Annotated in this window: 24 protein-coding genes, 1 tRNA gene and 1 pseudogene; 14 read left to right on the top strand and 12 right to left on the bottom strand. The window is 52.6% G+C overall.

Annotation, left to right across the window (positions count from 1 at the left end; translation table 11 throughout):
- Positions 1–11: 11 nt before the first annotated feature.
- The 3 genes from SH580_RS14715 to SH580_RS14705 form a co-directional block, all read right to left on the bottom strand.
- Positions 12–662 (bottom strand): helix-turn-helix domain-containing protein, encoded by a 651-nt coding sequence (locus SH580_RS14715; protein WP_319831600.1) that lies wholly within the window; start codon positions 660–662, stop codon positions 12–14.
- Between the two features lie 124 nt (positions 663–786).
- Positions 787–1,197, bottom strand: coding sequence for a GreA/GreB family elongation factor (locus tag SH580_RS14710; RefSeq protein ID WP_319831599.1), 411 nt, complete (start codon positions 1,195–1,197; stop codon positions 787–789).
- Between the two features lie 21 nt (positions 1,198–1,218).
- Positions 1,219–2,208: an aldo/keto reductase gene (locus SH580_RS14705; RefSeq protein ID WP_319831598.1), complete on the bottom strand. Its 990-nt coding sequence runs from the start codon at positions 2,206–2,208 to the stop codon at positions 1,219–1,221.
- Positions 2,209–2,882: 674 nt separating this feature from the next.
- Between SH580_RS14705 and SH580_RS14700 the strand changes: the two genes are divergently transcribed.
- Complete coding sequence (locus SH580_RS14700) at positions 2,883–3,191, top strand: hypothetical protein (RefSeq protein WP_319831597.1); 309 nt, start codon at positions 2,883–2,885, stop codon at positions 3,189–3,191.
- Positions 3,192–3,241: 50 nt separating this feature from the next.
- Here the strand turns inward: SH580_RS14700 and SH580_RS14695 are convergent, their stop codons facing one another.
- From SH580_RS14695 to SH580_RS14685, 3 genes are read right to left on the bottom strand one after another with little or no spacing between them, the layout of a single operon-like run.
- The gene (locus SH580_RS14695; RefSeq protein ID WP_319831596.1) at positions 3,242–4,576 is read right to left on the bottom strand and encodes a DUF7305 domain-containing protein; all 1,335 of its coding nucleotides are present in this window, start codon (positions 4,574–4,576) and stop codon (positions 3,242–3,244) included.
- A gap of 10 nt (positions 4,577–4,586) precedes the next feature.
- Complete coding sequence (locus SH580_RS14690) at positions 4,587–5,153, bottom strand: PilW family protein (RefSeq protein WP_319831595.1); 567 nt, start codon at positions 5,151–5,153, stop codon at positions 4,587–4,589.
- An 11-nt stretch (positions 5,154–5,164) separates the two neighbouring features.
- Positions 5,165–5,599 carry a type IV pilus modification PilV family protein gene (locus tag SH580_RS14685; protein WP_319831594.1) on the bottom strand — a complete coding sequence of 145 codons (435 nt, stop codon included), beginning with the start codon at positions 5,597–5,599 and terminating at the stop codon, positions 5,165–5,167.
- A gap of 316 nt (positions 5,600–5,915) precedes the next feature.
- On the opposite strand from SH580_RS14685, the gene SH580_RS14680 reads away from it, so the two are divergent.
- From SH580_RS14680 to tsaE, 3 genes are read left to right on the top strand one after another with little or no spacing between them, the layout of a single operon-like run.
- Positions 5,916–6,701, top strand: a complete 786-nt coding sequence (locus SH580_RS14680; protein ID WP_319831593.1) for an exodeoxyribonuclease III — start codon at positions 5,916–5,918, stop codon at positions 6,699–6,701.
- A gap of 22 nt (positions 6,702–6,723) precedes the next feature.
- Complete coding sequence (thiL, locus tag SH580_RS14675; protein ID WP_319831592.1) at positions 6,724–7,704, top strand: thiamine-phosphate kinase; 981 nt, start codon at positions 6,724–6,726, stop codon at positions 7,702–7,704.
- Positions 7,701–8,150, top strand: coding sequence for a tRNA (adenosine(37)-N6)-threonylcarbamoyltransferase complex ATPase subunit type 1 TsaE (gene tsaE, locus SH580_RS14670; RefSeq protein ID WP_319831591.1), 450 nt, complete (start codon positions 7,701–7,703; stop codon positions 8,148–8,150). Before thiL ends, tsaE begins: the two co-directional genes overlap by 4 nt.
- Positions 8,151–8,157: 7 nt before the next feature.
- Here the strand turns inward: tsaE and SH580_RS14665 are convergent, their stop codons facing one another.
- Genes SH580_RS14665 through SH580_RS14655 form a run of 3 tightly spaced genes read right to left on the bottom strand, consistent with a single transcriptional unit; the run spans position 8,158 to position 12,447 of the window.
- A complete protein-coding gene (locus SH580_RS14665; RefSeq protein ID WP_319831590.1) occupies positions 8,158–10,344 on the bottom strand; it encodes a transglutaminase TgpA family protein in 2,187 nt (728 codons plus the stop codon).
- Complete coding sequence (locus SH580_RS14660; protein ID WP_319831589.1) at positions 10,319–11,470, bottom strand: DUF58 domain-containing protein; 1,152 nt, start codon at positions 11,468–11,470, stop codon at positions 10,319–10,321. Before SH580_RS14660 ends, SH580_RS14665 begins: the two co-directional genes overlap by 26 nt.
- Positions 11,471–11,478: 8 nt before the next feature.
- Positions 11,479–12,447, bottom strand: coding sequence for an AAA family ATPase (locus tag SH580_RS14655; protein ID WP_319831588.1), 969 nt, complete (start codon positions 12,445–12,447; stop codon positions 11,479–11,481).
- A 173-nt stretch (positions 12,448–12,620) separates the two neighbouring features.
- On the opposite strand from SH580_RS14655, the gene SH580_RS14650 reads away from it, so the two are divergent.
- The 10 genes from SH580_RS14650 (at position 12,621) to SH580_RS14605 (ending at position 21,444) form a co-directional block, all read left to right on the top strand.
- A complete protein-coding gene (locus tag SH580_RS14650; RefSeq protein WP_319831587.1) occupies positions 12,621–13,076 on the top strand; it encodes a response regulator in 456 nt (151 codons plus the stop codon).
- Positions 13,077–13,190: 114 nt separating this feature from the next.
- Positions 13,191–13,640, top strand: a complete 450-nt coding sequence (gene gspG / locus SH580_RS14645; RefSeq protein WP_319831586.1) for a type II secretion system major pseudopilin GspG — start codon at positions 13,191–13,193, stop codon at positions 13,638–13,640.
- Positions 13,612–14,127, top strand: coding sequence for a pilus assembly FimT family protein (locus SH580_RS14640; protein WP_319831585.1), 516 nt, complete (start codon positions 13,612–13,614; stop codon positions 14,125–14,127). Before gspG ends, SH580_RS14640 begins: the two co-directional genes overlap by 29 nt.
- 5 nt (positions 14,128–14,132) lie before the next feature.
- A complete protein-coding gene (locus SH580_RS14635) occupies positions 14,133–14,747 on the top strand; it encodes a PulJ/GspJ family protein (RefSeq protein WP_319831584.1) in 615 nt (204 codons plus the stop codon).
- A gap of 8 nt (positions 14,748–14,755) precedes the next feature.
- On the top strand, positions 14,756–15,601 hold the full coding sequence (locus SH580_RS14630; protein WP_319831583.1) for a hypothetical protein: 846 nt from the start codon (positions 14,756–14,758) through the stop codon (positions 15,599–15,601).
- A gap of 2 nt (positions 15,602–15,603) precedes the next feature.
- On the top strand, positions 15,604–16,848 hold the full coding sequence (locus SH580_RS14625) for a type II secretion system minor pseudopilin (protein ID WP_319831582.1): 1,245 nt from the start codon (positions 15,604–15,606) through the stop codon (positions 16,846–16,848).
- A 17-nt stretch (positions 16,849–16,865) separates the two neighbouring features.
- Positions 16,866–18,113, top strand: a complete 1,248-nt coding sequence (locus SH580_RS14620; RefSeq protein ID WP_319831581.1) for a PilN family protein — start codon at positions 16,866–16,868, stop codon at positions 18,111–18,113.
- Entirely contained in the window at positions 18,110–18,667 is a 558-nt protein-coding gene (locus SH580_RS14615) for a hypothetical protein (protein ID WP_319831580.1), read from the top strand. Before SH580_RS14620 ends, SH580_RS14615 begins: the two co-directional genes overlap by 4 nt.
- Positions 18,667–20,787, top strand: a complete 2,121-nt coding sequence (locus SH580_RS14610; protein WP_319831579.1) for a secretin GspD/PilQ domain-containing protein — start codon at positions 18,667–18,669, stop codon at positions 20,785–20,787. Before SH580_RS14615 ends, SH580_RS14610 begins: the two co-directional genes overlap by 1 nt.
- 15 nt (positions 20,788–20,802) lie before the next feature.
- On the top strand, positions 20,803–21,444 hold the full coding sequence (locus SH580_RS14605; RefSeq protein WP_319831578.1) for a hypothetical protein: 642 nt from the start codon (positions 20,803–20,805) through the stop codon (positions 21,442–21,444).
- Between the two features lie 45 nt (positions 21,445–21,489).
- Here SH580_RS14605 and SH580_RS14600 read toward each other — a convergent pair.
- The 3 genes and pseudogenes from SH580_RS14600 to SH580_RS22210 form a co-directional block, all read right to left on the bottom strand.
- Positions 21,490–21,564: transfer RNA gene (locus tag SH580_RS14600), tRNA-Arg, on the bottom strand.
- A 260-nt stretch (positions 21,565–21,824) separates the two neighbouring features.
- Positions 21,825–23,782 (bottom strand): annotated as a pseudogene (locus SH580_RS22215) (amylosucrase).
- Positions 23,775–25,049 carry an HAD-IIB family hydrolase gene (locus SH580_RS22210; RefSeq protein WP_319831575.1) on the bottom strand — a complete coding sequence of 425 codons (1,275 nt, stop codon included), beginning with the start codon at positions 25,047–25,049 and terminating at the stop codon, positions 23,775–23,777. The pseudogene SH580_RS22215 and the gene SH580_RS22210 overlap by 8 nt, the downstream one beginning before the upstream one ends.

Here is a 25,049-nt window from a genome sequence, read left to right as displayed (position 1 = left end):
GACCACACGCTCTATCTTGTATGAGACTGATCGCATGCAGACTGTTGCCTGCGATACGCTTCGGGCGTCAGTTGAAAGATACTCTTAAAAACTCGGCTCAGGTGGCTTTGATCATAAAATCCAGCTTCCAAAGCAATATCGCTCAACGGGCGATCAGTCGCGAGTAGATCACGCGCACGCTCTGCCTTACGATTTAATTGATAGGTCTGAATAGTCACGCCGTACTGAGCTTTAAATTGACGATTACAATGCTCCTTACTACAGCCACATCTGCGAGCGATCTCGTCAAATGGCACACGCTCACCGAGCGCTGCATCCAGTAAAGTCTTCACCCGCTGCACCATGTCAGGCGCAGTAGCAGCAGGTAGATCCGTCAGCGTCGGTCGCACAGGCTCGCGAACTGAAAGCAACCATTCGCCTAAGCGCAAAGCTTTAATCGCCTCCGTGCGTTCTCCCAAAAGAAATTCGCACAAATCAATGAACCTCGCGACGCTCTCCAAGTCAGGCCTCAGACTCGCTCCAACGACATCAGCATCGAACAAAGCTAGAGTATACACACCGCAAAAATCAGGCTCAAACCCGCAAACCGCGTGACGTTGGTGCGGCGCAAGGTAAAGCACTTCACCGGCCGAGAGCACGCGTGTGTTAGTATCGATCTGCATCGTAATGCCTCCCCCAGCACCGCTGCGACCACTGGATATTCATGCGTATGTAAGCGCTCACAACCGTTTGCTTGATCGACAAACCGAACCTCGTACCGCCCAGCACTCTGAAAAACCCGTGCACTCATCTAAGCCCTTCGCATGTCGGCAAAGCACCACACGTTCGCCGTACACGCAACACACGAATGCGACGCAAGCCACCAGGCGTCGGCCATTCGATCTCATCGCCCTCCTCGTAGCCGAGCAAGCCCGCACCAATCGGAGTGAGAATCGAGAGCCTACCTTGCTCGAAATCAGATTGCGCAGGCAAAGTTAATGTATAGGCTTCGCGTTCACCGGAGTCGAGATCCTCAATCTCGACATCACTGCCCAAGCCAATCGCCTCGTCAGGCACCTCATCGGCATCTAAGACGATGGCACGCGACAATTCCGCACGCAGACGAAAGACGGTATCAATCTTCGCGCTCAGACCGCGCAATAAATGGTTCAAGACAGTGTGATCGTCCTTGGAGAGATAGATATTTTTTGTACTCATTTTGTTTCGATTTAAAGTCAGTTAGCTTTCGCTATTAAAAATAGGCGCCAGTGCATATTCTAGGCGCCACACATGCTCATTGCTGAGCTCAATCTGCGTGGCCGCTACCGATGTATGCACGTGGCCCGAATGGTTGCAGCCGATGATTGCCGACGACACAATTTCGTGACGCAACACCCATGCGAGTGCGACTTGAGCAGGCGTTGCGTTCAACTCGCGCCCGATCGCTTCAAGTGTCGCAATCACTGAAAAACCGCGTCGATTCGCATAGCGCAAAGCCAGCTTTTTAGCACGCTCGGAAACATGTAGCCCCTCGCTGCGACCGTATTTTCCAGTTAAAAATCCGCCCGCCAGCGGCGACTCCGCTAAAAAACCGACCTTATACTCACGAGCAATTGCACTTACATCTGTATACAAATTACCTTGCTCAAGAATAGAGAATTTTTGCTGCAGAGAGTCGAAACGACACCCACGCAAACGATCCGAGCGCCCCAGCGCCTCGACAAATCTCCACGAAGGAAATCCAGCCGCACCAACATAGCGAATGATGCCCGCACGTATCAAATTTTCCAAGCCGACAAACAGCTCATCCATCGGGCGAAGACAACGCGTATTAGGCGCAAAACAATCATCCCACTCGCAGACCAAAAGGTCGAGATGCGAGACACCGAGTCGACGCAGCGATGCCTCGCACTGCTCACGCACCAACCTCGCCAACGATTGCCCCGGAGCCTGGAGTTGTCCCGAAAAAACCATGCGAGTGGAGAGGACACAATGCTGACGCACACCTGGACGCTGGCTCAGCCATGCTCCCAGTGTCTGCTCCGATTGAGTAACAACATTTTGATTAGACGCGACAGTAGAGGTTTGAATAAAATTCCCTCCTAGCTCACGGTAGGTATCTAGTAAATTAAAGGATGCGTCGGCATCATTGAGCCATCCGAGTTGTAAAGCTCCGAGACAGAGCTCGGAAACCGACAATCCGGTGCGCCCGAATTTTCTTTGGTTCATGACATTAAAAAAAAGCTGAAAGTAAGCGCCACAATCGACGTATTATCCATTGCGACAAACGAGATATTCCCTAGCCAGAGTCTTAATCCATTGGAGGATAAAGCAAGTGTGCTGCGAATTCTATCAAGCTCCCCGACCCTGACGTATGCGCTAGGTCTAACTCACCTTAAACACAAACCGCAACAAGGCCGGGCAGACCTGGAAAGATACCAGGTGCTCCTCTTCCCTTTTTATAAAGTTGCTGTCTTAAGTGTGTCATCAAACACAGAGCATCTCATAAGAATATTTTTTGTCAAGTGCGTCACAATTAATAAACTAGTCATTTTTCGAGTCTCCTTGACTCATCCGACATTTTAAGCAAATGCTCATTGGTATGAAAACGAAGATCACATCGATCAATTTGGTTCGTGGAACGAACCCACTCGTCTTCCTTAATTAAAGGCGGGGTCGACACCCGATTGCGGCGAACACTTCGCACAATCAACAATCGAACCACCGCCAAAAAGTGAAGTGCCTCAAGTAGCGGAACACAGTTTCGGCTGCAGGAACAGACACAGTCTATTCTCTTGCGACAACAAAGCCCCGAAGCTCTGCGTATCCAAAAAATTTGAATAACGTTCAATAAAACATACACACATATATAGAATATCTCACATCCTCAAAAAGCAAAAATCATGAAGACACAACTACACATCCAAGACAACACCTGCCCACAACCACCTGCCATACGCGAATTCGCAGCAGAACAACTAGAACCCTTAATTCATAAAAACCCTCGCATCGCTTCTGTTCGCCTGAAAGTCCGCAAGCTTCCAAGTCGAAGCATAAACGATGTTTACAGAGTCAGCGCCGTCGCCACCGGCCGCTGCTTTAGGACCAGCTACACGGCACGATCGGTAACTGTGCGCGCAGCACTCAAATCCATCCGAGCAAAATGCGAAGCAGCCCCGCGCCCGCCCGCCATCATGACTCATAAAGTATAGCTTTCGCAAAGCCACCCAGCAAAAACTGCTTTAGGTCAAGAGTTCCAGCCTCATAGATTATAGTCATCCATGTTCAAACGCATAGCCGTCAAACCAACGCCAGAAAGCTCAGTCCATTCAGCGACTTCCAAAACACCACCACCGATGTTATAATCTTCCAAAGCTTCATCATAGCTAAAATGACTGTTACCAGTAAGCTGCGCACTATAGCCAGCGACTGCACCATAGACGCGCCCAGAACTACCTCCTCCTTTCAAGGTAACGATTGCATTCGGCGCATAAATCGCAGCCGCCAGATAACCGTTTCCACTGATTGAAATAGCCTGCCCACCCGCGGTGGTATTTGTACCGAATATCAACAACTGCTCCGGGACCTCGCTTTCATTTAGAATACCGTTTCCAGAAATTGAGATATCGCCTTGCGCAAAAATTTGAACAGTGGCACCATCGGCGACCTCGATGCCTGACTTGCCTGAGATACTGATATCTCCCGTAACCACAATACGTGCATCACCAGCAATCCTAAGGGTTCTCCTCCCCGACATAGACCAAGAGCTCAGCTCATAATCACCACCTGCAATCGTCCCTGAACTTGGCATCGATCTCACCGGCGAATTAAGCGCAGGCACACTGATGCTTGGGAATTCGGCATAAAAATCAGTAGTGATGCGGCTAAGGTCTACTTCGCCCGGATTGTAATAGGTGGTTATAGAACCATTAGGGCCAACATTCGGCTGACTGCCCCCCGTAGCAACATAGCCATAGACGTCTGCATTCCCTATATCGATCGCATCACTTTCAACTGAAGTGGTCGCCACAGTTATCTCTGAATTGATGTTGCTCCACCCATAACTGCCATCGCGTGAATCGTAACTATCAAACGTCACGTTATTCCCCTTCAATACAATCCCTTGTTTAGAATTAAAACCATTAATAAATGGATAAAAGCCACTGGCTAGCGATACCCGAACCTGTTTAGAGACCACACCCGCGACATGCCCCGCCGCTTCGCCCTCACTGAAGATCTCAGGGGTAGATCCATTTGGATTGAGAATCACAACATTAATGTATCCCTCGATATTCCCTTCCAAATCATATGGACCGAAACGCTGAGCCCAATACGGGCGACCATCCGCGTCTGTCCCCGAAAGCCAACCGGATTGATCGGCTTGACTCAGCGCATGCAAGGCCCGGTCCACCCCTCCTTCAGCTAAATTAAAACTGGCCCCCAGTAGATATGACCTTGTGGATACCCGATACTCTGAAGTCGTCAAATATAGATAACTCCCCATCAAAGTCATAACCACAAAACTGAATATCATTGCAGTGACCAGAGCGGATCCTCGCTCACGAGAGCGATTCTTGGTAGAAATAGAATAGTTCATAGTACAGCTCTCACTTGGTGACTGGACGATTTCGCATCATAACCCGGGCAGAAATAATATAATCCGTTGCCTGCGCCTGCGACACCAGGCGGATCATTTCCGCATCGATCTGCACACTCTTAACAGATAACAGCAATGATTCCTTCGAGTGCTCTAACGACTCCCCCAAAGGATCGAAGAACCCAAAAGTAAATTGCTCGACGCCATCCAGCAAAATCTCGTTCGAGCTAACCACACCAAGTTTGTCCCGAACAATGCGACTAAAGATGCCCATGTCCTCATCAAAAGCATACTGCACCGTACCACCGTTATAAAACGAATCTTCAGGCACTTTCACAATCAAATGATGCTGCGAAGCTGTCGTCACATCACTAGCCGAACGAATATCACGCGAAAAGTATTCCAGGGCTTTACGACTCTCACGACTCATTTGTGTATAGGCAGCCACTCCGGTGGAGCTAGTAGCAAATACGATAAATGTACTTACGATCGACGCCATCACGATTCCGAACACGCCAGTGGACACAATGAGCTCCACCAAAGTAAAACCACGACGGCAAGGAGCTACTAAATTCATACCTAAGTCCTTCATATGGTTCTATAATAATAGTCGTTCACCCCACCCTTGGCAAAGAATGTAACATATTGCAGCGTCACCTCGCGCCCTTGAGCATTTTGGTAACTCACCCCCACCACGACTCGACGCAAATCATCCTGCTCCTCCTCAATCAGACGACTCACGGAATACATATCGTAAGCCTTCGTATCAAACTGGGTATCCACCGAAATCTCAACATCGGCCGGCAACTCGATTAATTCCACCCATGACAGCGTCCGCAATGTCTCAACCTCACTTTGAAGAATTTGAGAGACACGAGTGTAATTACGCGAGTCGTGCAGGATATCGAAGCCACGGCGCACACCCGCAAGCCCTCCAGCAATCACTATAGTGAAAATGCCCATAGATACGACCACCTCAGTAAGAGTGAATCCCGTAGAACGTTGTAGTCGAATCCCTTTCATATAGGCAATACTCCCTATTTCAAAAATAGGCCTCAATCCTAAAGCACTGAACAGGAGCCCTTTAACATAGATTTAGCACAACAGGACGAATCAAAAACCTCAAAATATACGTATCTGGGAGCCGGACCACTAAGTGTTTCACTTATTCAAATTAGCGTTAATACAACGGTAACAGAGGCTCAAATACATTTCCTCTAACAGTCTCAAATATAGACAATAGACTCACTCGTATAAAAATCCTCGAGTGACTCGATTCTTCACAACTTTCCGCGATTCCGGATTGCCCTACAGCAAGCAGCCGTCGAAGCTGCCCATCATGGCAACCCATAAATTACTCTCATGGAATGTGAACGGCCTGCGGGCAGTTCTCAAAAAAGGCTTTCTCGATTTTCTAGCGAATGAGCAACCCGACGTGCTCTGCCTCCAGGAAACTAAAATTTCCGCCGACCTGGTCGATGGTTTCAACTTCGACGATTACCCCTACGTCTATTGGAACTGCGCCACAAAAAAGGGCTACTCCGGCACTGCGATTCTGTCGAAAACGAAACCACTCTCGGTGCAATACGGACTCGGCATCGAGAAACATGACAACGAAGGACGTGTCATCACAGCTGAATTTCAAGATTACTACTTGGTCACAGTCTACACCCCAAATTCACAGAACCACGACGAAAATAAGCGCCCACGCCGGCTCGACTATCGCACCAGCGAGTGGGATGTCGACTTTCTCGCCTACCTTAAGAATCTAGAACAAAGCAAGCCGGTCATCTTCTGCGGCGATCTCAATGTTGCACACACCGAGATCGATCTCGCCAACCCGAAAACCAATCGCAAAAACGCGGGTTTCACCGACGAAGAGCGCGCACGCTTCGATGCCATTATTGAAGCCGGCTTTATCGACACTTTCCGCCAAATCAACCCGGATGCAACGGAACGCTACAGTTGGTGGTCTTACCGCGCAGGCGCACGCCAAAGAAACATCGGGTGGCGCATTGACTACTTCTGCGTATCACAAGCACTCAGTGAACGTATTGCACATGTTGACATACTCGACCAAGTCATCGGCTCCGACCACTGCCCCGTGCTGCTACAATTGAGCTAAACGTCTCGCCTGCTGCATCACTATGTTCACCGACCTGCCCGACGCCTCCATCCACTCTCTGGGCGAAGTGAAACTGATCGCTGCCATCGGAGAATGGCTCGGCTCAGAGGTTTCACCGCCGAGCCCATGCGGCATGGGCGATGATTGCGCAGTGATCGACACCTCGCATATCGACCGCCAGTTATTGACAACCGATAGCGTCAGTTTTGGGCGACACTTTGATACAACAGTCAGTGCACAATCCGCCGGTGCCAAATTGATCAAGCGCAACCTCAGCGACATCGCCGCAATGGGCGGGCACCCCGGCCCAGCTCTTCTCAATCTGCTCTGCGCTCCCAATCTGCGTCTCGACTGGTTATGCGAATTTATCCAAGGCATCCGTCAGACCTGCGAGCGCTACCAAGTGCCCATAGTAGGCGGCGACATCAGCACCCTCCCCTCGGGACAGTTCACCGCCGCACTCAGTCTGACGGGACACATGCGGGGCCAAACAGCACTCTTACGACGTGGCGCCCAACAGGGCGATGCCATCTACGTAACTGGCAGCCTGGGAGGCAGTATTTATCATAAACACTACAGTTTTGAGCCCCGCTTGGCCGAGGGGCAGTGGCTCGCGCAATCCGGCGTCTGTAGTGCCATGATGGATATCACCGACGGCATCGCCAAAGATCTCAATGCCCTGCTCCCAGGAGACTGTGCCGCACACATGGACCTGCCCGCGCTCCCCCTCGCCTCTGATGCATTTCGCCGCGCCCAAGAGACCGGCCACTCGGCCATAGAACACGCATTCTGCGATGGCGAAGATTACGAACTGCTGCTCACCCTCCGATGCGGGACCACACAGGCAGCCTTTGAAGCCGACTGGAAGCAACGCTTCCCCAACACCCCACTCACACGCATCGGCAAACTAGAGCCCCGTATAGGCGAGGCCCGCTATCTCGACGCGAGTAGCAAAGAAGCCTTGCCATGGATTCGAGGTTTTGAACATCTGAGCGGATCATGATCGATATATTGCAACAATTGCGCCACGGAATCTGCTCCCACACGGCAGCCGAGACCGAGGCCCTGGCTGGACAGCTGGCCGCATTACTGCCAGCGGATTCGGTCTTGGCCCTACACGGCGATCTCGGTGCGGGCAAAACAACCTTTGTCCGCGGCCTGGCCCGAGCTTGGGGCATTCAGGAAGCCGTCACAAGCCCGACCTATAACCTCTACACCATCTACCAAGGCGAGCGACAACTCATCCATCTGGATGCGTATCGCCTCAATTCTGGAGCAGAGTTGGACGCCCTCATGATTGAGGACTTTTTAAAAGCGCCTTGGTGCTTTGCAGTCGAATGGCCCGAGCGTATACCCGATGCCCTCCCCGAAGATACCTGGCACCTATACTTGACGATCAATTCCGACCAAAGCCACCAGATCCGTATGGCATCACAGGCTTCAAGCTAGAATCGCCTCACCTTTTTAAAGCTCGACGGGCCCTGATAAATACCGGTTTGGCAACTCGCAAACTCTGCTCGGGGCCAAAGCGGAGCGCTTGCAATTCTGCCATCACTTCCGTCTCGATACCTTTCGCTTTCAAGCGAATCATATAGCGCCCAGCTTGACGACGAACTGGATCGAGCGCTTTAGGTCGCCGCAGGAAGCGATAGAGCAGGCCCAGCAGCCAATAGCGACCGCGCCATACGGCCCCAAGCACTACGATGCCCACCATAAGCATCGCGAGTGGCCGAAGACTCCCCAGCTTCAACGGATGCAACAACCACGACTTAAGTCGCAGGCCCCAGCGACTCAAGCCCTCCTTGAAGGCCACATAATAATCTAACAGCACATCCTTCAAAGTCGCCGCCAACTCGACTTGATCCTTTTGTTCGAAATTCACGACTCGTCGATACCATTGAATGCGTAAACTATCTACCCAGGCGGACCAACCGGAATCAAAGGCCATACTCCCCTGCACCATCATCTCAGGGTCACTCGATCCACGGCCAGGCGTGGGGTCCACCCGCAGCCAGCTTTGATCTTCAGCATCATAAATTTCCACCCAGGCATGCGCATCGCGATTCCGAACCACAAAATAATCCTCCAAGGTATTCCAAGAGCCCCCGGCATAGCCGACCACCATTCGTGCGGGAAAACCTGCCTCACGCGCCAGAAGTATAAAAGCGCCCGCAAACAGCTCGCAATGCCCTTGAGAACCGGATTCCAACCAAGAAACAATCGGATCGTTTCCCATAAACCACTCAATATCCGGCATCAGTGAATATGCGAAATGCTGCCAGAGATAACTCGTCGTAGCACGGCTATAATCAGCCGCATTCAGCTCGGCTCCACCTGAAATCTCCTGATTGATTACGCCCAACACATCCTTCGATGGAGCAGACATGCTTAACTCCAAGGTCGTCAACGGATAGGCCAGTCTCTCTTCCTCGCCCTCGACTGGACTTTCCACCTCCAAGGGTAGCGAATCCAAGATCGCACGCTCACGCTCCCCCGCCGCAAAACGTGAATTAAATTTCAAGTCCTCGACCTGATAGGAAAATACATTTTGCCCAACCGAATCCAAGCCCAGCACCTTTACCTCGGGGACCCATTCGATATTCTGCAACTTTTGAAAACGCAGCAGGCCATAATCTCCTGGCAATGGCAAGTAACGGCTAATCCCGCCTTCCATGTAAAACGTCCACAGCTCCCCACGACGCTGCGATAAGGGCAAGGCTGTAGAACTCAATTCCCGCCGCTCTTCAAATATCCGAAATGGCTTGGCACGCAGGCTGTGCGACACACGGAAGCGTCCATCGCTATATTTATCCAACACCAACATACGCCAATAAGGAGCCGCACTCACCGCCTCCATCCCTGGTAAGTCGATGCGAAGCGCCACACTGTTATCCTCCTGAATCTCACTCACATCCCCCAGTCTCACATCCTCACTGAAGCCGGAGCGCGCCTGAGTACTTAGCTCCAAAAATGGAATCGCCCGATTGAAGTCAAAACGCGGCGTCAAAATAAAGAGCAAACTGGAAACCGCGACGACCAATGCAAACATAGCCGCACACAACAGGATAATCCGTAGGTCCAATACTCGCCAGACCCTACGAATGAACGAAGACCATTGAAATTGCTCCCAGTCGATTACATGCGGCTTCGCTTCTTTTCCACGATCAAGCAAACAAATCACGAACAGCAGTGCCATCGCTAAAGGTGCAAACAGTAAGATCTGCACTGCGAACAAGAGAGAAACAGTCAGCACCCCGGAGATCACCACACAGAAGAGACAAAGCAAAATCACTTGCTTGTCTTCTCGCAAATTGCGCGGGGCCAACATCCGATAAATGATCAGCAATACCACCATGCGCACCAGGGGTGGAATAAACTCGGGGATATTCAGAATAAAATCGGTGCCGATCAACAGCAACATGACGGGCCCCGCCCAACGCCATACCAACGTAGGAATACGCGCAACCCAGCGCGGACAGCAAAAAGCCACCAGCGCCACCGCACCGCCGAGTAGCAACATAGACATGCTCTCGACATCCAGAGAAAACAAGGACCAAAAGGAGAGCATCGCCAGTAGCGCTCCCATTAATTGCTTCAGCTCATGTAGCTCCTCCGTGCTAAGCCTCACCTGCTTGTTCGCCATTGACATGTATCGTCACTCCGCTCTCCCCGCACGGTCTGAATGTGATCCAATTTCGGCCAACAGTGCCCATCTCGGAATTTACTGAAGAGGCACCCGGCTTCAGATGCAAGCGTGCCAGCAGATCAAAAAACGCGTGCACCTCACGCATGCCACGCACCGCAATCGATTCGTCCTCCACACTCACCGTCTCCAAACGCCCCGCGTGAAAAAGATCCTCAGCCAGTGCACACGCGACTGAACATAAAGTCTCCACCTGTGCCTCATTCCAATCACGCCCCAACCGGTCAATCCGCAGGTAAAAACCACTCTGCCCTTCCTGTGCCAGTTGTCGCACCATCAATTGATTCATCCGCGCAGTCGCCTTCCAATGAATCAAGCGCGGCGGATCACCAGCCTCGTATGGACGCACCTTGAGCAAGTCGCTTCCAGCTCCAGCGAGCCGACGCGAGATCCCCGCTTGATAACGACGCCCATCCACCACTGGATGAAAACTGTAGTCCACACGTGTCGGCCAAACCCAGATCGTTTCTTCGACCAAATCCCCCACGCCCTTACGCAAAAATCCGAATGGAAAATATGACTCCACCCCATGTAGCTGCACTAAAAACGCCCCACGTTGTTTCGGCACAAATGTCCACTCCAGCGAGGTCGAATTCCCCGCAGCAATGGAATGCTTCAAATACAGAGACTCGCCCGCCGGCGCCACCGTGCTACTGACGCGAAAGACCACACTCATCGATGGAAAAATCTGCTTCCCGTTCTTCAAAACGACCTCAGCCATGCCAACTTCGCCCACCTGCAAGTGCTCAGGTGCTTGTAAGCTCCATTGTAATTTACGGAAATTGACCTGAGCCAAAATACCGCTGAGCACCAAACTACTCAGTAGCAAAGAAAGTGTCATGAAGAGAATATTACTGGACGTGTTATACGCGGCCGAACCAATCCCCAAAGCAACAATGATCAGCATCCACCCGGTAAACGTCAGCTTCGTACGCTGCACTGGCCTCGGCAAAATCTGCCGTAAGAATAGAGGTAGAATACGGCGCTCTTGCTGACGCCCCTCCATAAAAAAGTCGGGGTCCGTCCAATCATGCCAGCGACGCAACTCTATCTGCGAATCAGCCATCAGCTATGCTATACGGGCTCCGCCACGCGCGCCGCGATCTGCGTTAACAAAGCTTCAATCGAACGCCGCTCTTCCATCGGGTCCGACATCGACTTACGCAAGGCCAGCCGATGCGCAAAAACAGGATGCAACATGCGCTGCACATCTTCAGGAATCACAAAAGCACGCCCCTGCGCCAGCGCACTGGCCTGCGCCGCGATCTTGAGCGAGAGCGTGCCGCGCGGACTCACCCCGCTGCGAAACTCTGCTTGCTCACGGGTCGCGGCAGCCAAACGCACAATATACTCCGCAACCGTGTCCTCCACGAAGACACGCCGCGTATACTCCTGCAGTTCCACCACATCTGCACGCGAAACCACGGGAGCCGCCTCTAAATGGTCATAGTGCAAATGCCCCCCCTTCAAGATGTCCAGTTCGTATTCAAACTCAGGATACCCCATCTCCATCCGCATTAAAAAGCGATCCATTTGACTCTCCGGCAGCGGGAAGGTGCCTTCATAATCGACCGGGTTCTGAGTCGCAATCACCATGAAGGGCGGCGGCACCGTATAGGTCTGCCCATCCACCGATAATTTGCCCCGCCCCATCACTTCCAGTAAGCTCGATTGTGTCTTGGGAGTGGTACGATTGATCTCATCCGCCAGTACGATATTTGCAAAAATCGGACCTCGCTTAAACTGAAAATCCTTCGCCTTCTCATCGTAGATCGAAACTCCGATAATATCTGAGGGCAACATATCGCTGGTAAACTGAATCCGCGAAAATGAACAATCAATCGAGCGCGCCAAACAATAGGCCAAAGTCGTCTTTCCCAGCCCAGGTAAATCCTCAATCAATAAATGCCCTCCCGCCAACAAACAGATAATCGTGCGGTCGACAGCTTCCGTCTTACCACGAATCGTGCGTTCGACATTCGCTCGCAAGCGGTCAACAGTTTCAAGGGCTCGTGGCGCAGGAATTATAGGGGCATTCGGCATAATGTAAAAATTAGGTAATATCTATTCATAAGGCAATCAATAGAAAGCTTTTCGAGACGAAAGCAGCTAGCCCGCCAACGCTCATCCAAGCCAAAATATCCACTAAAAACCCTCGACAGGTACTAGTGCCCAAAACACAGTTGAAAGCAACTCCCTATATACCTAATACGCGCATGAAAACCGTTTATATTATCGAAGACGAGGAAATCTTGCGGGATTTACTTTCTACATTTATCACAACCGCATACCCCGAACTGGAACTGCTCGGCATGACTGGCGACGGTGGTGAAGGCTTTGAAAAATGCCTCGAGCTGGCCCCCGACCTGGTCATCGTCGACATTCAGCTACCCGAAGTCAACGGCCTCGAAATCTTACACCGGCTCAAACAGAAGTTTCCTAAAATAAAAATTCTCATCTTCTCCGGCAAGACCTCCTACCAAACAGTCAAAATTGCAGTCAACGGGAATGCCGACGGATTTATTAATAAAATATCCGGGCTCGATGAACTGGAAAAGGCCATCGACGCCGTCTCCAAAGGCGAGCAATTCTTCAGCCCCGAGATCCGCGATGAAGTCGCCCGCATACGAGCCGAAGCACCGGGCCGCTCTCGCCCTCCCTTTGCTACTTGAAGTTTAAAAGACACAAAAACCTCCGCGAACAGTCACAGAACTGTCACAGAAAGCTTTGAAACTATTCTTCCCATCTGGCGATGCACTGATAACTATGGTATAAATTTTCAACAAATGAAACAATCCAGACTGCTTAAATCCACCCACCGAAACAGCGGCTTCAGCTTGCTCGAAATCCTAATCGCAATCGCCTTGGTTGCGCTGCTCGCCAGCGTAGCACTCAACCAGTTGACAGGCATCTTTGGTGACAATCAGGAAGAAGCGGCGCGCCTATTCGTCACCAGTAACTCCGAACTGGCCCTCACCCGCTACCGACTGGACGTGGGTAATTTCCCAACTACGGAACAAGGACTCAGCGCTCTGATCAAGGCGCCCGCGGGCAAAGAACAACGCTGGAAAGGCCCCTACCTCAAAGAGACACCAATCGACCCATGGGGACAACCTTACCAATATCGCTTTCCCGGCAGTCGTAACGTCAGCGGCAGCCGCAGCTTTGACATCTGGTCACTCGGTGCAGACGGCGTAGAGAGCGGGGATGACATTGGAAACTGGAGCAGCCAGTAGCCACCGCTCACGAGCGGGCTTCAGCTTACTCGAGATCATTCTGGTCTTTGCCTTAATTGCGCTTGCCTCAAGCGTGATCATTGCGAATTTCACGACTTTCCTGAGCTTCGACGATCAAAACAATCCTGAAGACACACTGCGCGCCGCCATCCGCTCAGCCCGCTTTCAGGCAGCGAGCGAACGCACAGTCGCCAGCCTGAGCTTTGACAAGGAAACAGGCGCCTTGATCGTGAGCCAGGGAGAGAGTTTTCCACTCGCTGCACCCTTCAAAGACGGCAGCGCCGAAATACGCTTTTATTTAGTGCCCCCCGCACGCGGCATGGCCGATTTCCCCGCAGCCGAGCGCAGCCAGCTGGAAACCAAAGAAGTACGCTTCGCCCCCGATCGCAGCTCCAGCCCCTTTGTCGCTGAAATCGACAGCGGCTTCGGCAGTCCTAAGCGCATCATTTTCGACCCATTTTCCAGCTTAGTGAGGAGCCCGAAGTGAAAGCCATGAGCGCAAAACGAAGCCTCCAAAAAGTTGAGGTCCCACCTTTAGGCGGCTGCACAGGAGTCGCCATAGAGGCGCGACCGCCAAAAGGCGGAACTCCAGCTCCAGAGAATCGCCCAACTCACTGCCCACGCTCCACTTGGTCTCGTGGTAGCCGAGACCACTCGCACCAACGGCGCGCCGCCTTCACACTAGTCGAAGTGCTGATCGCTGTTGCGATTTTTGCCATGACCAGCTCCGTGCTCATGTCAGCCTTCGTCAACGCTTTACTCGCCCGCGAAAGTGCCGCCAATTACGATCTGCTCAATGCCGACATACGCGCAGTGCGCATGCAGTTACTCCTCGAGCCCAACCTCGAAGATGCCGAAGACGGCGACGAATACGAAACCCTCAACTGCGGCGAGGCCTCATGGCAGGCACAAATCACTCCCACAAATGTAGTCGATCTCTTTCAAGTGCAGTTCAATATTCGCTTCAGCCAGCCCCCCGAAGGTTTGCCTGCCGACTACAGCGAAATGCTCTACCTGCTACGGCCGACCTGGTCGGAAAGCGACGAACGCTCCGAATTACTGCAGGACAAACGCGAAGCACTCCAAGACAGTCGGGGAGGCTTTTAATTTTCAGGATGAAGACGCACAGCCCAACATCCAGTGAAAATGCCACCTCCGCATTCACCCTGCTTGAAGTCATCCTTGCCGTGACCATTGCAGGCGCATTGCTGGCCGCAGCCGCCACTTTGCTAGTCTCCGTGACCGACGTCTGGATGGAGCGACAAGACCGGCACTTTTTTGAAGACCACGTCGATGGCGTCGCCGAATTCTTGCAAGCCACCCTCACCGCAGCAGGCGCGGAAATCACACTCAGCAGCGAATCCGACGATGCCGACGCCCCCAACAATTCCAACGATTCCGACACCCCCAACAATTCCGACGATTCGGACGCCCCCAACGATCCCAGCACCCCGACGAATCCCTCTGACACCGAAACAGACACCGAATCCGAAGAAAACAGCGGGGGCGGGCTCCTTAACGTCGCCGAAGACCCCATCGACTGGGCCCAACCACCGGGTTTTGCCGATTACCAAGACCCACTCCTCCACTTTTATCTCAAAGATACTCCGCCACTACTCATCCAAACCGATAACGCACCCATCGTAGGTATCGAAGCCTACCTCCATTTCAAACAAGACGAAGGCCTCAGCCTACTTTGGTATAGCCCCCTGCAAGAAGAATCCGAAGACCTCAACGACTTACGCCGCACCGCCCTCAGCGATCTCATCACAAAGCTCGAATACGTCTATTGGGACGAAAGCTTTGAGAAATGGGAAACCGAAACCGAGCCCCAAGAAGGCGAAGACGGCGAAGAATTCACCCTCCCCCGCTTTATAAAACTCACTTTCGAATATGAGGGTGAAACAAAAGTGCGCACACTCACGATACCCGTCCCTTCCAGGAGTGTATTTCTTTTTTAAAGATGAATGTAAACAGCAAGCAGAGGCAGGGAAAAACGTGGCGTGCAAGCGCGCTCGCACCAGTCCAGCGCCCAAGTGCGCGACAAATCCCGACACCAGCGCTCGCAAGCCAGCACCCCACTCCCCACTCCCCACTTCCCACTCCCCACTCTCGACGCAGCCGAGTCCTCGCCTCCCAGCGCCAGCAAGGAAGCGTGCTCATCGCCGTACTAGCGATCACACTGCTACTCTCATTCATCATCAGTCGCTTCATCGATGAAGCCATCGACGACCTGGAATACCGCGCCATTTTTAACGAGCCATCCGATGTTCGTTCCTTCACCTACAGCATGCTGGAGGTCGCCCTCGCCACGGTCTACGAAGTGGGCCTGATCGACGAGGGTAAACTCTTTGCCCCCGAACAAGGTTGGGCCGATCCGATCCACTATGCCGGCATCACCGTGCCCAACGGCTGGAGCGTCGATATTCAGATTCAAGACGAAAGTGGTAAGCTCCCCATCAATACCATGAGCGAAGACATGCTCAACAACATGCTGGAAGAAAGCTTCGATTTCGACTTTGGCACCGCTCGCGAACTCAGCAGTATGCTGCTCGACTGGATCGACGAAAACGACAGTCGCCGACTGAATGGCGCAGAATCGGACGACTACCTGCGACGCGATCCTCCCTACAGAGCAGCCAACGCGCCGCTACAAAGTCTCGAAGAATTACGCTTAATAGAGATCTGGGAAGACGAATTTTTCGACGAAGACGGCCAACCCAACGAACTCTTTGCCCAGCTCGACAGCATGGTCTCAGTGCTCCACACGGGCGCCGCCAACCTCAACAGCAGCCCGCAATCCGTGCTCGAACTACTCGCACAGCAAGATGGCTACGATGAAGACCACCTCTTCGACGGGCTGGACGACTTGCCCTACCTGCAACAAACACCCGGCTCCGCCAACAGCGAAAACAGCGGCGTCGAAGTCAGCCTACTCCGGATCACTGTCAATCTCTGGCGAGGGCAGGTCCCCTTTACCGTAAGCGCGCTCGTCGAGCCCAATTTCAGCACTGAAACTGAAGCCAGTGGCAGCGCCCCCGGCGACGACTCCTCAGACGCCCCCAAAACCGGAGCCACCAGCGAACAAGACGCCATCGCTTATCCTTTTACCATCCTACAAGTTTCCGAATACACCCAAGGTCGCCCAAGTAGTCCGCCAGCGCGCTATTCGGCACTAGACATCGGTGAAGAAAGCGATTCATTCTGAGCCCGAATAGACCAGCCGTGAGCAATCCGACCAACATAGCCCCCGAAAACGAGAGTCCTCCCCAAGCAGACGTGCTCTTGCTGCCTGCGGAGTATTTCTTCGTCGAGTCGGTCGAGGTGCCTCCCGCACTCGCCCCCAATGAACTGGCCGACTTTGCCGAGCTCAGCATGGAGTCCATCGCGCCCTTTCCACTGGAACAACTGCGCTGGGGCTTTTTAACCGCCCCCGACGGTCAAAGCCTGCTAGTCTACGCCGCGCTCAACGACCGCCTCAAACGCGCAGGCTACACCGAACTGGAAAACTACACTTGGGTGCTCCCCGACTTTGCCACCCTCTACGGTGCTCGCGTGAACAGCGATACCGAAATCGTACTGCTGGGCGATGCATACGACACCACACTAAAACTCCCCAGCGGCGAATCCATTCCCCAGCAAATCCGCAGCCACCGTAGCGACGCGACGCCAGTCACGTCTCCCGGCTCCGCAGATCCATCCCTTCGACTTCGCCCCCTCCCGGTCGAACTCTCCGATGACGGCACCCCCACCTTTCAATTCGAAACCGTCGGCGACAGCCCCATCAACGGCCACTGGTCCCCACTCACGCCCGACGAAACCACCCTCTGGCAAGCTGACATCCGTCCCGCGGCTTATAAAACTGTAGAGCGCAATGCCCGCCGCACCACGGCCTGGGTCACCCGCACCTTAGGCTACGCCGCCTGGTTTGCCATCTTTCTCATTTCACTGGAAGCTCTGCTCTTCATGGGCCAACTCTGGCTCGGCACACGCGAAGCAAAAATCGATGCCCAAGCCACGAATGTGCGCCGCATTGAGGACACTCAAAGCCTAATGAATAAGCTGGAACAAGTCGCCCAAAACGAGCTTCGCCCCATCGCCATCCTGAGAGCCGCCAATAATATTCGTGCCGCCCTCGGTAATACGGGCATCGAATACGACGAAACCATCATCGAAGGCAACAATCGCATCACCATCGAAGGCAAAGCCAATACCATCAACGAACTCAACGCCTACACCGCAGCCCTAGGCAAGTCCGGCACCTTCGAGCTAGTCGCCCCACCCAAATCACTCAAGCGCGCAGGGCAGACTAAAGTCACCTTCACCGTCACACTCGACTACACCCACAGCGAACCGCCCCCCACCAAGGTGGAGACTGCGGCGGCCACCATGCCCCCACCGCACGCCCCCCTCCCTGCCGCCGTGAGCGCCGACACCTCGGTAGCAGAAGTAGAAAGCGAGGACGAGGAATGAGCACACTCAAAAGCACCACCCGACGCTTCTATAAGCGAATGAGCCTGCGTGAGAAAGTTCTCTCGCTCAGCTTCATTCTAGTCATCCTCTTCATCTGGAGCAACAATTGGCTCGGGCGCATGTCCGAGTGGAATGCACAACGCAAACTCTCCACCATCGAGCTCACCACCCAGCAAGAGTGGATCGACCGCAGCGATTTCTTTGCCCAAGGCCTCGCCACCGCACTGGAACGCGTCGACCCCTCAAAAACCTACGCAGCAGCCCAGCTCTCCGGCCGAGTCGATAGCCTAACACGCCAAATCGGACTCTCCGGACAGGCCGATATCGACTCCGTCCGCACCCGTGAAGGTGAAATTTTTAACGACCACAACCTCCGCGTACGTCTCAAAAATATTTCCATTACCCAGCTGATCCAGCTCAACAAACTGCTCCAGCAAGAGACCCCCTACATCAATATACAGAACGTCCGCATTCAAAAAAACCAGCGCAATCCCGAACAACTCGATGTGCGCTACGAAATCAACTCTTTCGATTTAAAAGACCCTAACCTGTAATGATCCGTCTTTCCATTCTCAGCCTCAGCGCCCTCATTGCGCTCACCACTCTTACCTTCGCGCAAGAGAGAATCGCCCCAGCGCCCCAGCTTACTGGCGAAATCACTCCAGCCGAGCCCGAACTCAAAGAGCCCGACGCCATGATCGGAGAGCTCATACTAGTCGAAGACACCGCCGACCAAGTGCTCACCCTACTGGAGCAGATGACAGATAAGATCATCCTTCGTCGTCAGGATCTGCCGGTTTCTAAATTCACCTTCAACTCCCGCGGCGCACTGACTAAACGGGAAGCTGTGCTCGCCATCGAAAGCTTGCTCACTCTGAACGGCATAATGCTCACCGACATGGGCGGCCGCTTTATGAAAGCCGTGCCCGCCACCAACGTAAACACCCACGTCCCACAGATGCTGGCCGGCAGCACCCTCGCACTGGATCCAAGTCAACAAATTTACGCCAAACTCTTCAAGCTCGACTACCTCAACGCCACAGAGGCCGCCGCCCCCCTCGTTCAAAACCTGGTCTCACAAAACTCCAGCATCCTGCCCTTTCCCAAATCCAACGCGCTGCTCATTACCGACGCTCTCATCAACTTGCAGCGCATCGAAAACATTCTCGACGAAGCCGACCAACCGCAAATCGTCCGCGAACAAATCAAATTCATCAAGCTCGACTATGTGCAAGCCTCCGAGATGCAAGATCGATTGGAAAATCTAATCGAAGGCCCCCTCAACAGCTACCTCGAAGGCAATACCAGTGTCACCGCCGACGAGCGCACCAACCAACTGATCCTCATCACCCACCCCGGCAACCTCGAAATCATCTTGGACGTCATTGAGAGCGTTGACGTCGATGCCGCGCCTCTAACTGGCAGCGAAGTCTTCCAACTCCGCCAAGCCAAAGCCGAAGAAGTCGTCCCCATCATCGAAGACATCATTTCCGGGCAAGAAGAAGGCCGTGAAGAGGACGCTAAAGTTGCCCGCGAAAACGAAAGCAACAACGCCCGTCGCAACAATAACGGTAACAACAATAATAACGATAATAACACCCCACAGGCGCCCACTCCCAGCAGCGTGACCAGTAACAGCAGCGAAGCCAACAGCTCACTACAATTTTCCAACTTCGTAGGCCTCTCCGCCGACGAGCGCACCAACTCCATAGTCGCCTACGGCACCCAACAAGATCTCAAAACTCTCCGCGAACTGATCGAGAAAATCGATATCCCACTGCCACAAGTGCTGATCGAAGCAGTGATTACCCAAGTCACGCTGAGCGAAAACCAATCCAGTGGCTTGAGCAGCCTCGGTTTCACTTACGACGGTGCAACTCAAACATTCAGTTCCATTGTTGCGGGCACGGCTGATGGACTCAGCTTCTCCGGTGGAGCGATCAGCCTCGATAATCCTTCAGACTTCACACTCTCCACTGCAATCGCCCCCACCAATGGAGACAGTGACACACGTGTGCTTTCTGCTCCACGCATCGTAGTCAGTCACAACGAGGAAGGCATCATCAACGTTAGTAAATCGCAACCAATCATCACTGGTAGCACAAATTACAGCGACAGCACCTCCACCAGCAGCACGGTCGAATACCGCGACATCGGCATAAAACTCACCGTCACCCCGCTCATCGGCGCCGACGGCACGGTCCAAATGGTCATCGAACAAACCGTCGAAAACGTCGTCGACACCGTCACAATCGATGGGAATGACCAACCCGTCATCGGTGTGCGCGAAGCCACCTCTACCATCAGCGTCAAAGACGGGCAAATCGTCGTCTTAGGTGGCCTACAAGAAAACAAAGGGGCGAACAGCAACAGCTACTACCCAATAATAGGTCGCCTGCCCGTGTTCAAAAGCATATTTGGCAATTCTTCCGATGACTACGATCGCACTGAAATCATCATTTTCATCCGTCCGACCGTTTTAGAGAATCCAGACAAAGCAGACAAAGTCTCGAAAAATTATATCGAAGGAGCTGCTGAAACCGAAGTCATCAAACAATACATCGAGACGAGCACCACATCAGACATTTACCTCAAAGGCAGTAAATTTGAAGAAAAAGAAGAGCCTGTAAAAGAGAAGTCAGGTAAATCCACCCCCCGTTCACTCCGCCGCTAATCAACGATACAGCAAATGTTAACAGATTTAGCTCAACGAATGAAAGAAGCCCTCACACCGGGCTTCAAAGATGCAACGCGCAGCGACGCACTGCACCCGAGGCAGTCGACTACAATCAAGGCCCTGCCCCTAGCACTCACTCTCACACTCGTTCTAACGGTTCCCTGCGCACAAAGCGCGTTCGCAGAAACGCTCGAAAGCAGCAACCCCTTCCTGCCCCCCGGTTACGGTGAGAAAAAGCCAGAACCGCCCAAGCCCGTGGTGCAAACCAATGGCCCCATTAGCCGCGAAATCGAATTTCGCGGTGTCGTCAAATTCAACGGCAAATATCAGTTTAGCGTCTTCAACAAAACCGAGCAAAAAGGCTATTGGATCCAAGAGAACCAAGCCGAAGACGGCATCAGCGTACGTGGCTACGACGCCGACTCCCGCACACTCACGGTCAACATGAACGGACGCTCCGAGCGCCTGACACTCATGAGCGTCAGCGAAGCTCCACTGCCCGTAGTCGCCTCCACCACTCAGCCCAACAAAAACGCAACGCCCCCCACACTGCCACCAACCACCAATAACATAAGTAATCGCAGTAATAACAGCAGCGACGACAACCGCCGCCGCGTCATCCCCCGCCGCCGCGTCATCTTACCGAAAAAATAGTCCAAAGGGCAAAGGATAGATGGCTCTAGCTCACTGAGCAAAGCATGGTGCCCCCACTGGGACTCGAACCCAGATCGACTATTTAGGAAACAGTTGTTCTATCCATTGAACTATAGGGACTGTTGCACGCCGATATTTCGACTTTGTAAGTATAGCTCAAGCACTAATCCCAGCATGTGACGCTTTCTAAACTTGATCCTTTTTAAGAAAGAGAAGTCAGAGGATAGAAATGAACATCAATCAGTGATGCCCCTTCCTGTCTCGCCCAAATGGCGCATGCCGTGATTTTCATAACGAACGGATTCACGGTGACTGCCTTCTGTTTTCTGACCTCTGGCTTCTGACCTCTGTTAAATATGAACGGGGCGGTATCGCATCACTCAATCCTCAACCAACCATAATAGCTCATAGGGCTCGAGCTCTAGGATGTCGTGGGTGGATAGAGTCCGCTGGCTTAGTTTATCTTTAAAAAAATGAGCGAGCCCCTCAGTGCGCAAGCGACGCATATTAACAGTCTGTGCGGCGTCGGAGAAATTGGCAATCACTACAAGTATGTGCCCCTCACTCCAACGCAAATAACTGATCACATGCGCATTCTCTGGCTCTAATAAGCGCATCTGGCTACCAGTGAAGGCCGGGCATGCCTTGCGGGTTTCAAACAACTCCTGCATCTCTCGGAAAATACGTGCCCGCACAGATTTCTTTTTTTGAGCTCACCGACGAGACTCCAGTCCATCTTGGGCCGATGCACCCAACGACTATCGTCCTTTTTCTCTTTATCTGCCAAGTAGTCGTAATCATTGAGCATCCCCCACTCTTCGCCTAAAAAGATGAGCGGTATGCCGCCGATACTACTCAAGACACCATAAAGCATCCGTATGCGTCGCACCGCCATTTCGATCAATTGAGGCTCTCCGGTCACAAGTGCCTGCTCCAGCCCCGCGAGCGAAGCCATCGTGCCCGAAACGCGCATATCTCCCGTATCGGTATTATGCTGAAAGGGCACTCCAGCCGCAAAGGAGCCTTTAAAGGCCCCCGTGTAAAAGCTGTTCAAGAAGTTGCGATGGTCGTCGGGGTTGATGCCGACAGCCCATGCATCTCCATTGTCAAATGACCAGCCAATGTCGTCATGCCCGCGCAAATAGTTGATCCATACCGTGCCGGGCAGCAGATGCTGACGATGGCCAACCGATTGCTTGAGTAACTTGGTTTCACGAGTTGCAATCGCCTCCCAAAGCAATGCCATCAAAGTGGGATTATACGAGATCGGGCACTCTTCGGTGCTGATGTATTTCACCACTTCATCGGGATGCACGATGGCCTCCGACTTAAAAGCAAGCCCCGGCGCAGCAATGCGACATACGGCATTGAACGCTTGAATCAATAGATGCGCCTCAGGCAAATTCTCGCAATTGGTTCCCATTTGTTTCCAAATGAATGCGACCGCGTCGAGTCGTAGTATCTCTACACCAGTATTTGCGAGAAAGAGCATTTCTTCCGCCATCGCTCGAAAGACCTCGGGGTTGGCATATTTGAGGTCCCATTGAAAGCTGTTGAATGTGGTCCACACCCAACTCTGCATGCCTTCCTGCCAGGTAAAATTACCGCGCCGAATCGTAGGAAAGATTTCACGCAGGCTACGCTCATATTGATCCGGTATACTGCGATCTGGATAGACGTGATAGTAATCCATGTATTCGCGATCGCCTTCTTGAGCCCGCACCGCCCATTCATGATCGTCGGAGGTGTGATTAAACACAAAATCAATGACTAAAGAAATGCCGACAGCGCGAAAATCGTGCGCCAGCGCGCGCAAGTCTTCCATGCTGCCGAGCTCGGGATTCACGCTGCGGTAATCGCTAATGGCATAGCCACCGTCGCTGTTGCCCTCACGATCCTTAAACAATGGCATCAGATGCACATAGGTCAGCCCGAGGTCTTTTAGATACGGAATCTTATCCCGCAGCTTGTTTAAATCACCGCTAAACAAATCAACGTAGAGTGAGCCTCCCACCATGCGCTCAGAGAGATACCAGTTTGGATCATTCTCACGGCGGATGTCGAGTTGGCACAGGTCCTCGGGGCGATTAAGCCAGCAGTCCACTGCGGTGAGTAATATACGCTCCAGATAATAATAGAAATCGTAATGCTGTCCGTAGAGTCGATATAAGAGCTCGAAGAGCCGTGGCCAATGCTCGGCCAGGCGGGCGTCAATCGTCTCTACATTCAAGGCACAGTTTCCATCTACGCCGGCAGCAGCCTCGATTTTTTGCAAAATCTGCGGCCGTATACGCCGGAGCGTGCGAGAGGCTTCATAAACTAAATCCAAATCAGGCATCCTCACTGACTGTCAATTTTTCGTTGGGAATCGTGATCTGATCAAAGAAATTGTAATACTCGATCCCCTCGATGATACCCGCGGCATGATGTTGCTCGGCAAAATAAACGCGCGGATACTTGCGTAGCTTTTCAAGCTCACGGCTATAGTTGCCCACCACCACGCCTAGCGTGTTGCCAGCGAGCATCCCTTCGTCATTACCAGAATCACCCGCCACCAAAATGTGCTCCAGCGGGAAGCCCCACTTAAACGCCATGTGACGAATACTTAGCCCACTTCCAGCGCGACAGGGTATGATATCCAAAAACATGCCCAGGGACACGATACACTTTGCACGAACGCCATGCTCGCGCAGGATGCGTTTAATATGCGGCAGCTTGGGGGCGATCGAGAAGTCGACCTTGTAGCTGATCTTAAAAGTGGATTGCTCACTTTCTTCCTGCAGGTAGAGACCATCTACCTGATCCAAAACTTCATGAATATGTTGAGGCTGCCAACGAAAGTTGATGTGCTTACGCCAACTCGTATCCAATGTATAATTTTTGCCATAATAAATCTCAGTACCGACCGAGGTAATGAGGATTTCCGGATTAGGTATATTTAGCGACTCCATCAGCGGAATCACATCCTCATAGCGGCGGCCTGTCGCGATACCAAAACCAATATTATCTTCCGCCTCACTGATCAGGCGGAAAAAGTCTTCCATCGCTGCTTCGTTACCGGTCAAAGTATTATCGATATCAGCAATGATCAAACGATCGACTTGCGGTAAACGACGACTCTTGCGCCCGCGAGCAATCGGTGCGGGCGTATCGGCGTCTTTGAGCACTTCTTTGACATCCCGCAAGTAGCGAGTCACATGTCGCTGCCAAGAGTAGAATTTATTCACATTCTCCAGTCCGGCACGTGACCATTCATCCCATTGGCTGGGCTCGATCAATGCATGTAACAGAGCCTTCTCAATTGATTTCGAATCGAATGGATCGACCAATGCGCCGTTCTTACAGTTCGCTATAATATCGTTTGGACCGCCATCATTAGTCGCCACAATGGGTGCACCACTCGCCGCCGCCTCAAGCAGTGTGAGACCAAACGGCTCCGTCATCGCCGCATTTACAAAGACGCCGCGGGATTTAGTGATCTCCCGATAAAGTGTAGCGACATCGTCGGCCTTATGCTGCTTCGGATAGGCAACCTTGCCGTAAAGATCATACACATCGATCAGCGTCAGCACATTGCCCAGCACGGTGCGCTGCCCGGGCGGCAT

This window comes from Coraliomargarita algicola (assembly GCF_033878955.1).
GTDB classification, from domain to species: domain Bacteria; phylum Verrucomicrobiota; class Verrucomicrobiia; order Opitutales; family Coraliomargaritaceae; genus Thalassobacterium; species Thalassobacterium algicola.
The sequence above is the reverse complement of the archived record's forward strand: the minus strand, read 5'-3'. Positions and strand labels throughout refer to the sequence as shown.

Bases quoted from the DNA above. Each gene is read 5' to 3' on its own strand.
- SH580_RS14715 (WP_319831600.1), bottom strand. From the start codon at position 662: ATGCAGATCGATACTAACACACGCGTGCTCTCGGCCGGTGAAGTGCTT.
- SH580_RS14710 (WP_319831599.1), bottom strand. From the start codon at position 1,197: ATGAGTACAAAAAATATCTATCTCTCCAAGGACGATCACACTGTCTTG.
- SH580_RS14705 (WP_319831598.1), bottom strand. From the start codon at position 2,208: ATGAACCAAAGAAAATTCGGGCGCACCGGATTGTCGGTTTCCGAGCTC.
- SH580_RS14700 (WP_319831597.1), top strand. From the start codon at position 2,883: ATGAAGACACAACTACACATCCAAGACAACACCTGCCCACAACCACCT.
- SH580_RS14695 (WP_319831596.1), bottom strand. From the start codon at position 4,576: ATGAACTATTCTATTTCTACCAAGAATCGCTCTCGTGAGCGAGGATCC.
- SH580_RS14690 (WP_319831595.1), bottom strand. From the start codon at position 5,153: ATGAATTTAGTAGCTCCTTGCCGTCGTGGTTTTACTTTGGTGGAGCTC.
- SH580_RS14685 (WP_319831594.1), bottom strand. From the start codon at position 5,599: ATGAAAGGGATTCGACTACAACGTTCTACGGGATTCACTCTTACTGAG.
- SH580_RS14680 (WP_319831593.1), top strand. From the start codon at position 5,916: ATGGCAACCCATAAATTACTCTCATGGAATGTGAACGGCCTGCGGGCA.
- thiL (WP_319831592.1), top strand. From the start codon at position 6,724: ATGTTCACCGACCTGCCCGACGCCTCCATCCACTCTCTGGGCGAAGTG.
- tsaE (WP_319831591.1), top strand. From the start codon at position 7,701: ATGATCGATATATTGCAACAATTGCGCCACGGAATCTGCTCCCACACG.
- SH580_RS14665 (WP_319831590.1), bottom strand. From the start codon at position 10,344: ATGGCGAACAAGCAGGTGAGGCTTAGCACGGAGGAGCTACATGAGCTG.
- SH580_RS14660 (WP_319831589.1), bottom strand. From the start codon at position 11,470: ATGGCTGATTCGCAGATAGAGTTGCGTCGCTGGCATGATTGGACGGAC.
- SH580_RS14655 (WP_319831588.1), bottom strand. From the start codon at position 12,447: ATGCCGAATGCCCCTATAATTCCTGCGCCACGAGCCCTTGAAACTGTT.
- SH580_RS14650 (WP_319831587.1), top strand. From the start codon at position 12,621: ATGAAAACCGTTTATATTATCGAAGACGAGGAAATCTTGCGGGATTTA.
- gspG (WP_319831586.1), top strand. From the start codon at position 13,191: ATGAAACAATCCAGACTGCTTAAATCCACCCACCGAAACAGCGGCTTC.
- SH580_RS14640 (WP_319831585.1), top strand. From the start codon at position 13,612: ATGACATTGGAAACTGGAGCAGCCAGTAGCCACCGCTCACGAGCGGGC.
- SH580_RS14635 (WP_319831584.1), top strand. From the start codon at position 14,133: ATGAGCGCAAAACGAAGCCTCCAAAAAGTTGAGGTCCCACCTTTAGGC.
- SH580_RS14630 (WP_319831583.1), top strand. From the start codon at position 14,756: ATGAAGACGCACAGCCCAACATCCAGTGAAAATGCCACCTCCGCATTC.
- SH580_RS14625 (WP_319831582.1), top strand. From the start codon at position 15,604: ATGAATGTAAACAGCAAGCAGAGGCAGGGAAAAACGTGGCGTGCAAGC.
- SH580_RS14615 (WP_319831580.1), top strand. From the start codon at position 18,110: ATGAGCACACTCAAAAGCACCACCCGACGCTTCTATAAGCGAATGAGC.
- SH580_RS14610 (WP_319831579.1), top strand. From the start codon at position 18,667: ATGATCCGTCTTTCCATTCTCAGCCTCAGCGCCCTCATTGCGCTCACC.
- SH580_RS14605 (WP_319831578.1), top strand. From the start codon at position 20,803: ATGTTAACAGATTTAGCTCAACGAATGAAAGAAGCCCTCACACCGGGC.
- SH580_RS22210 (WP_319831575.1), bottom strand. From the start codon at position 25,049: ATGCCGCCCGGGCAGCGCACCGTGCTGGGCAATGTGCTGACGCTGATC.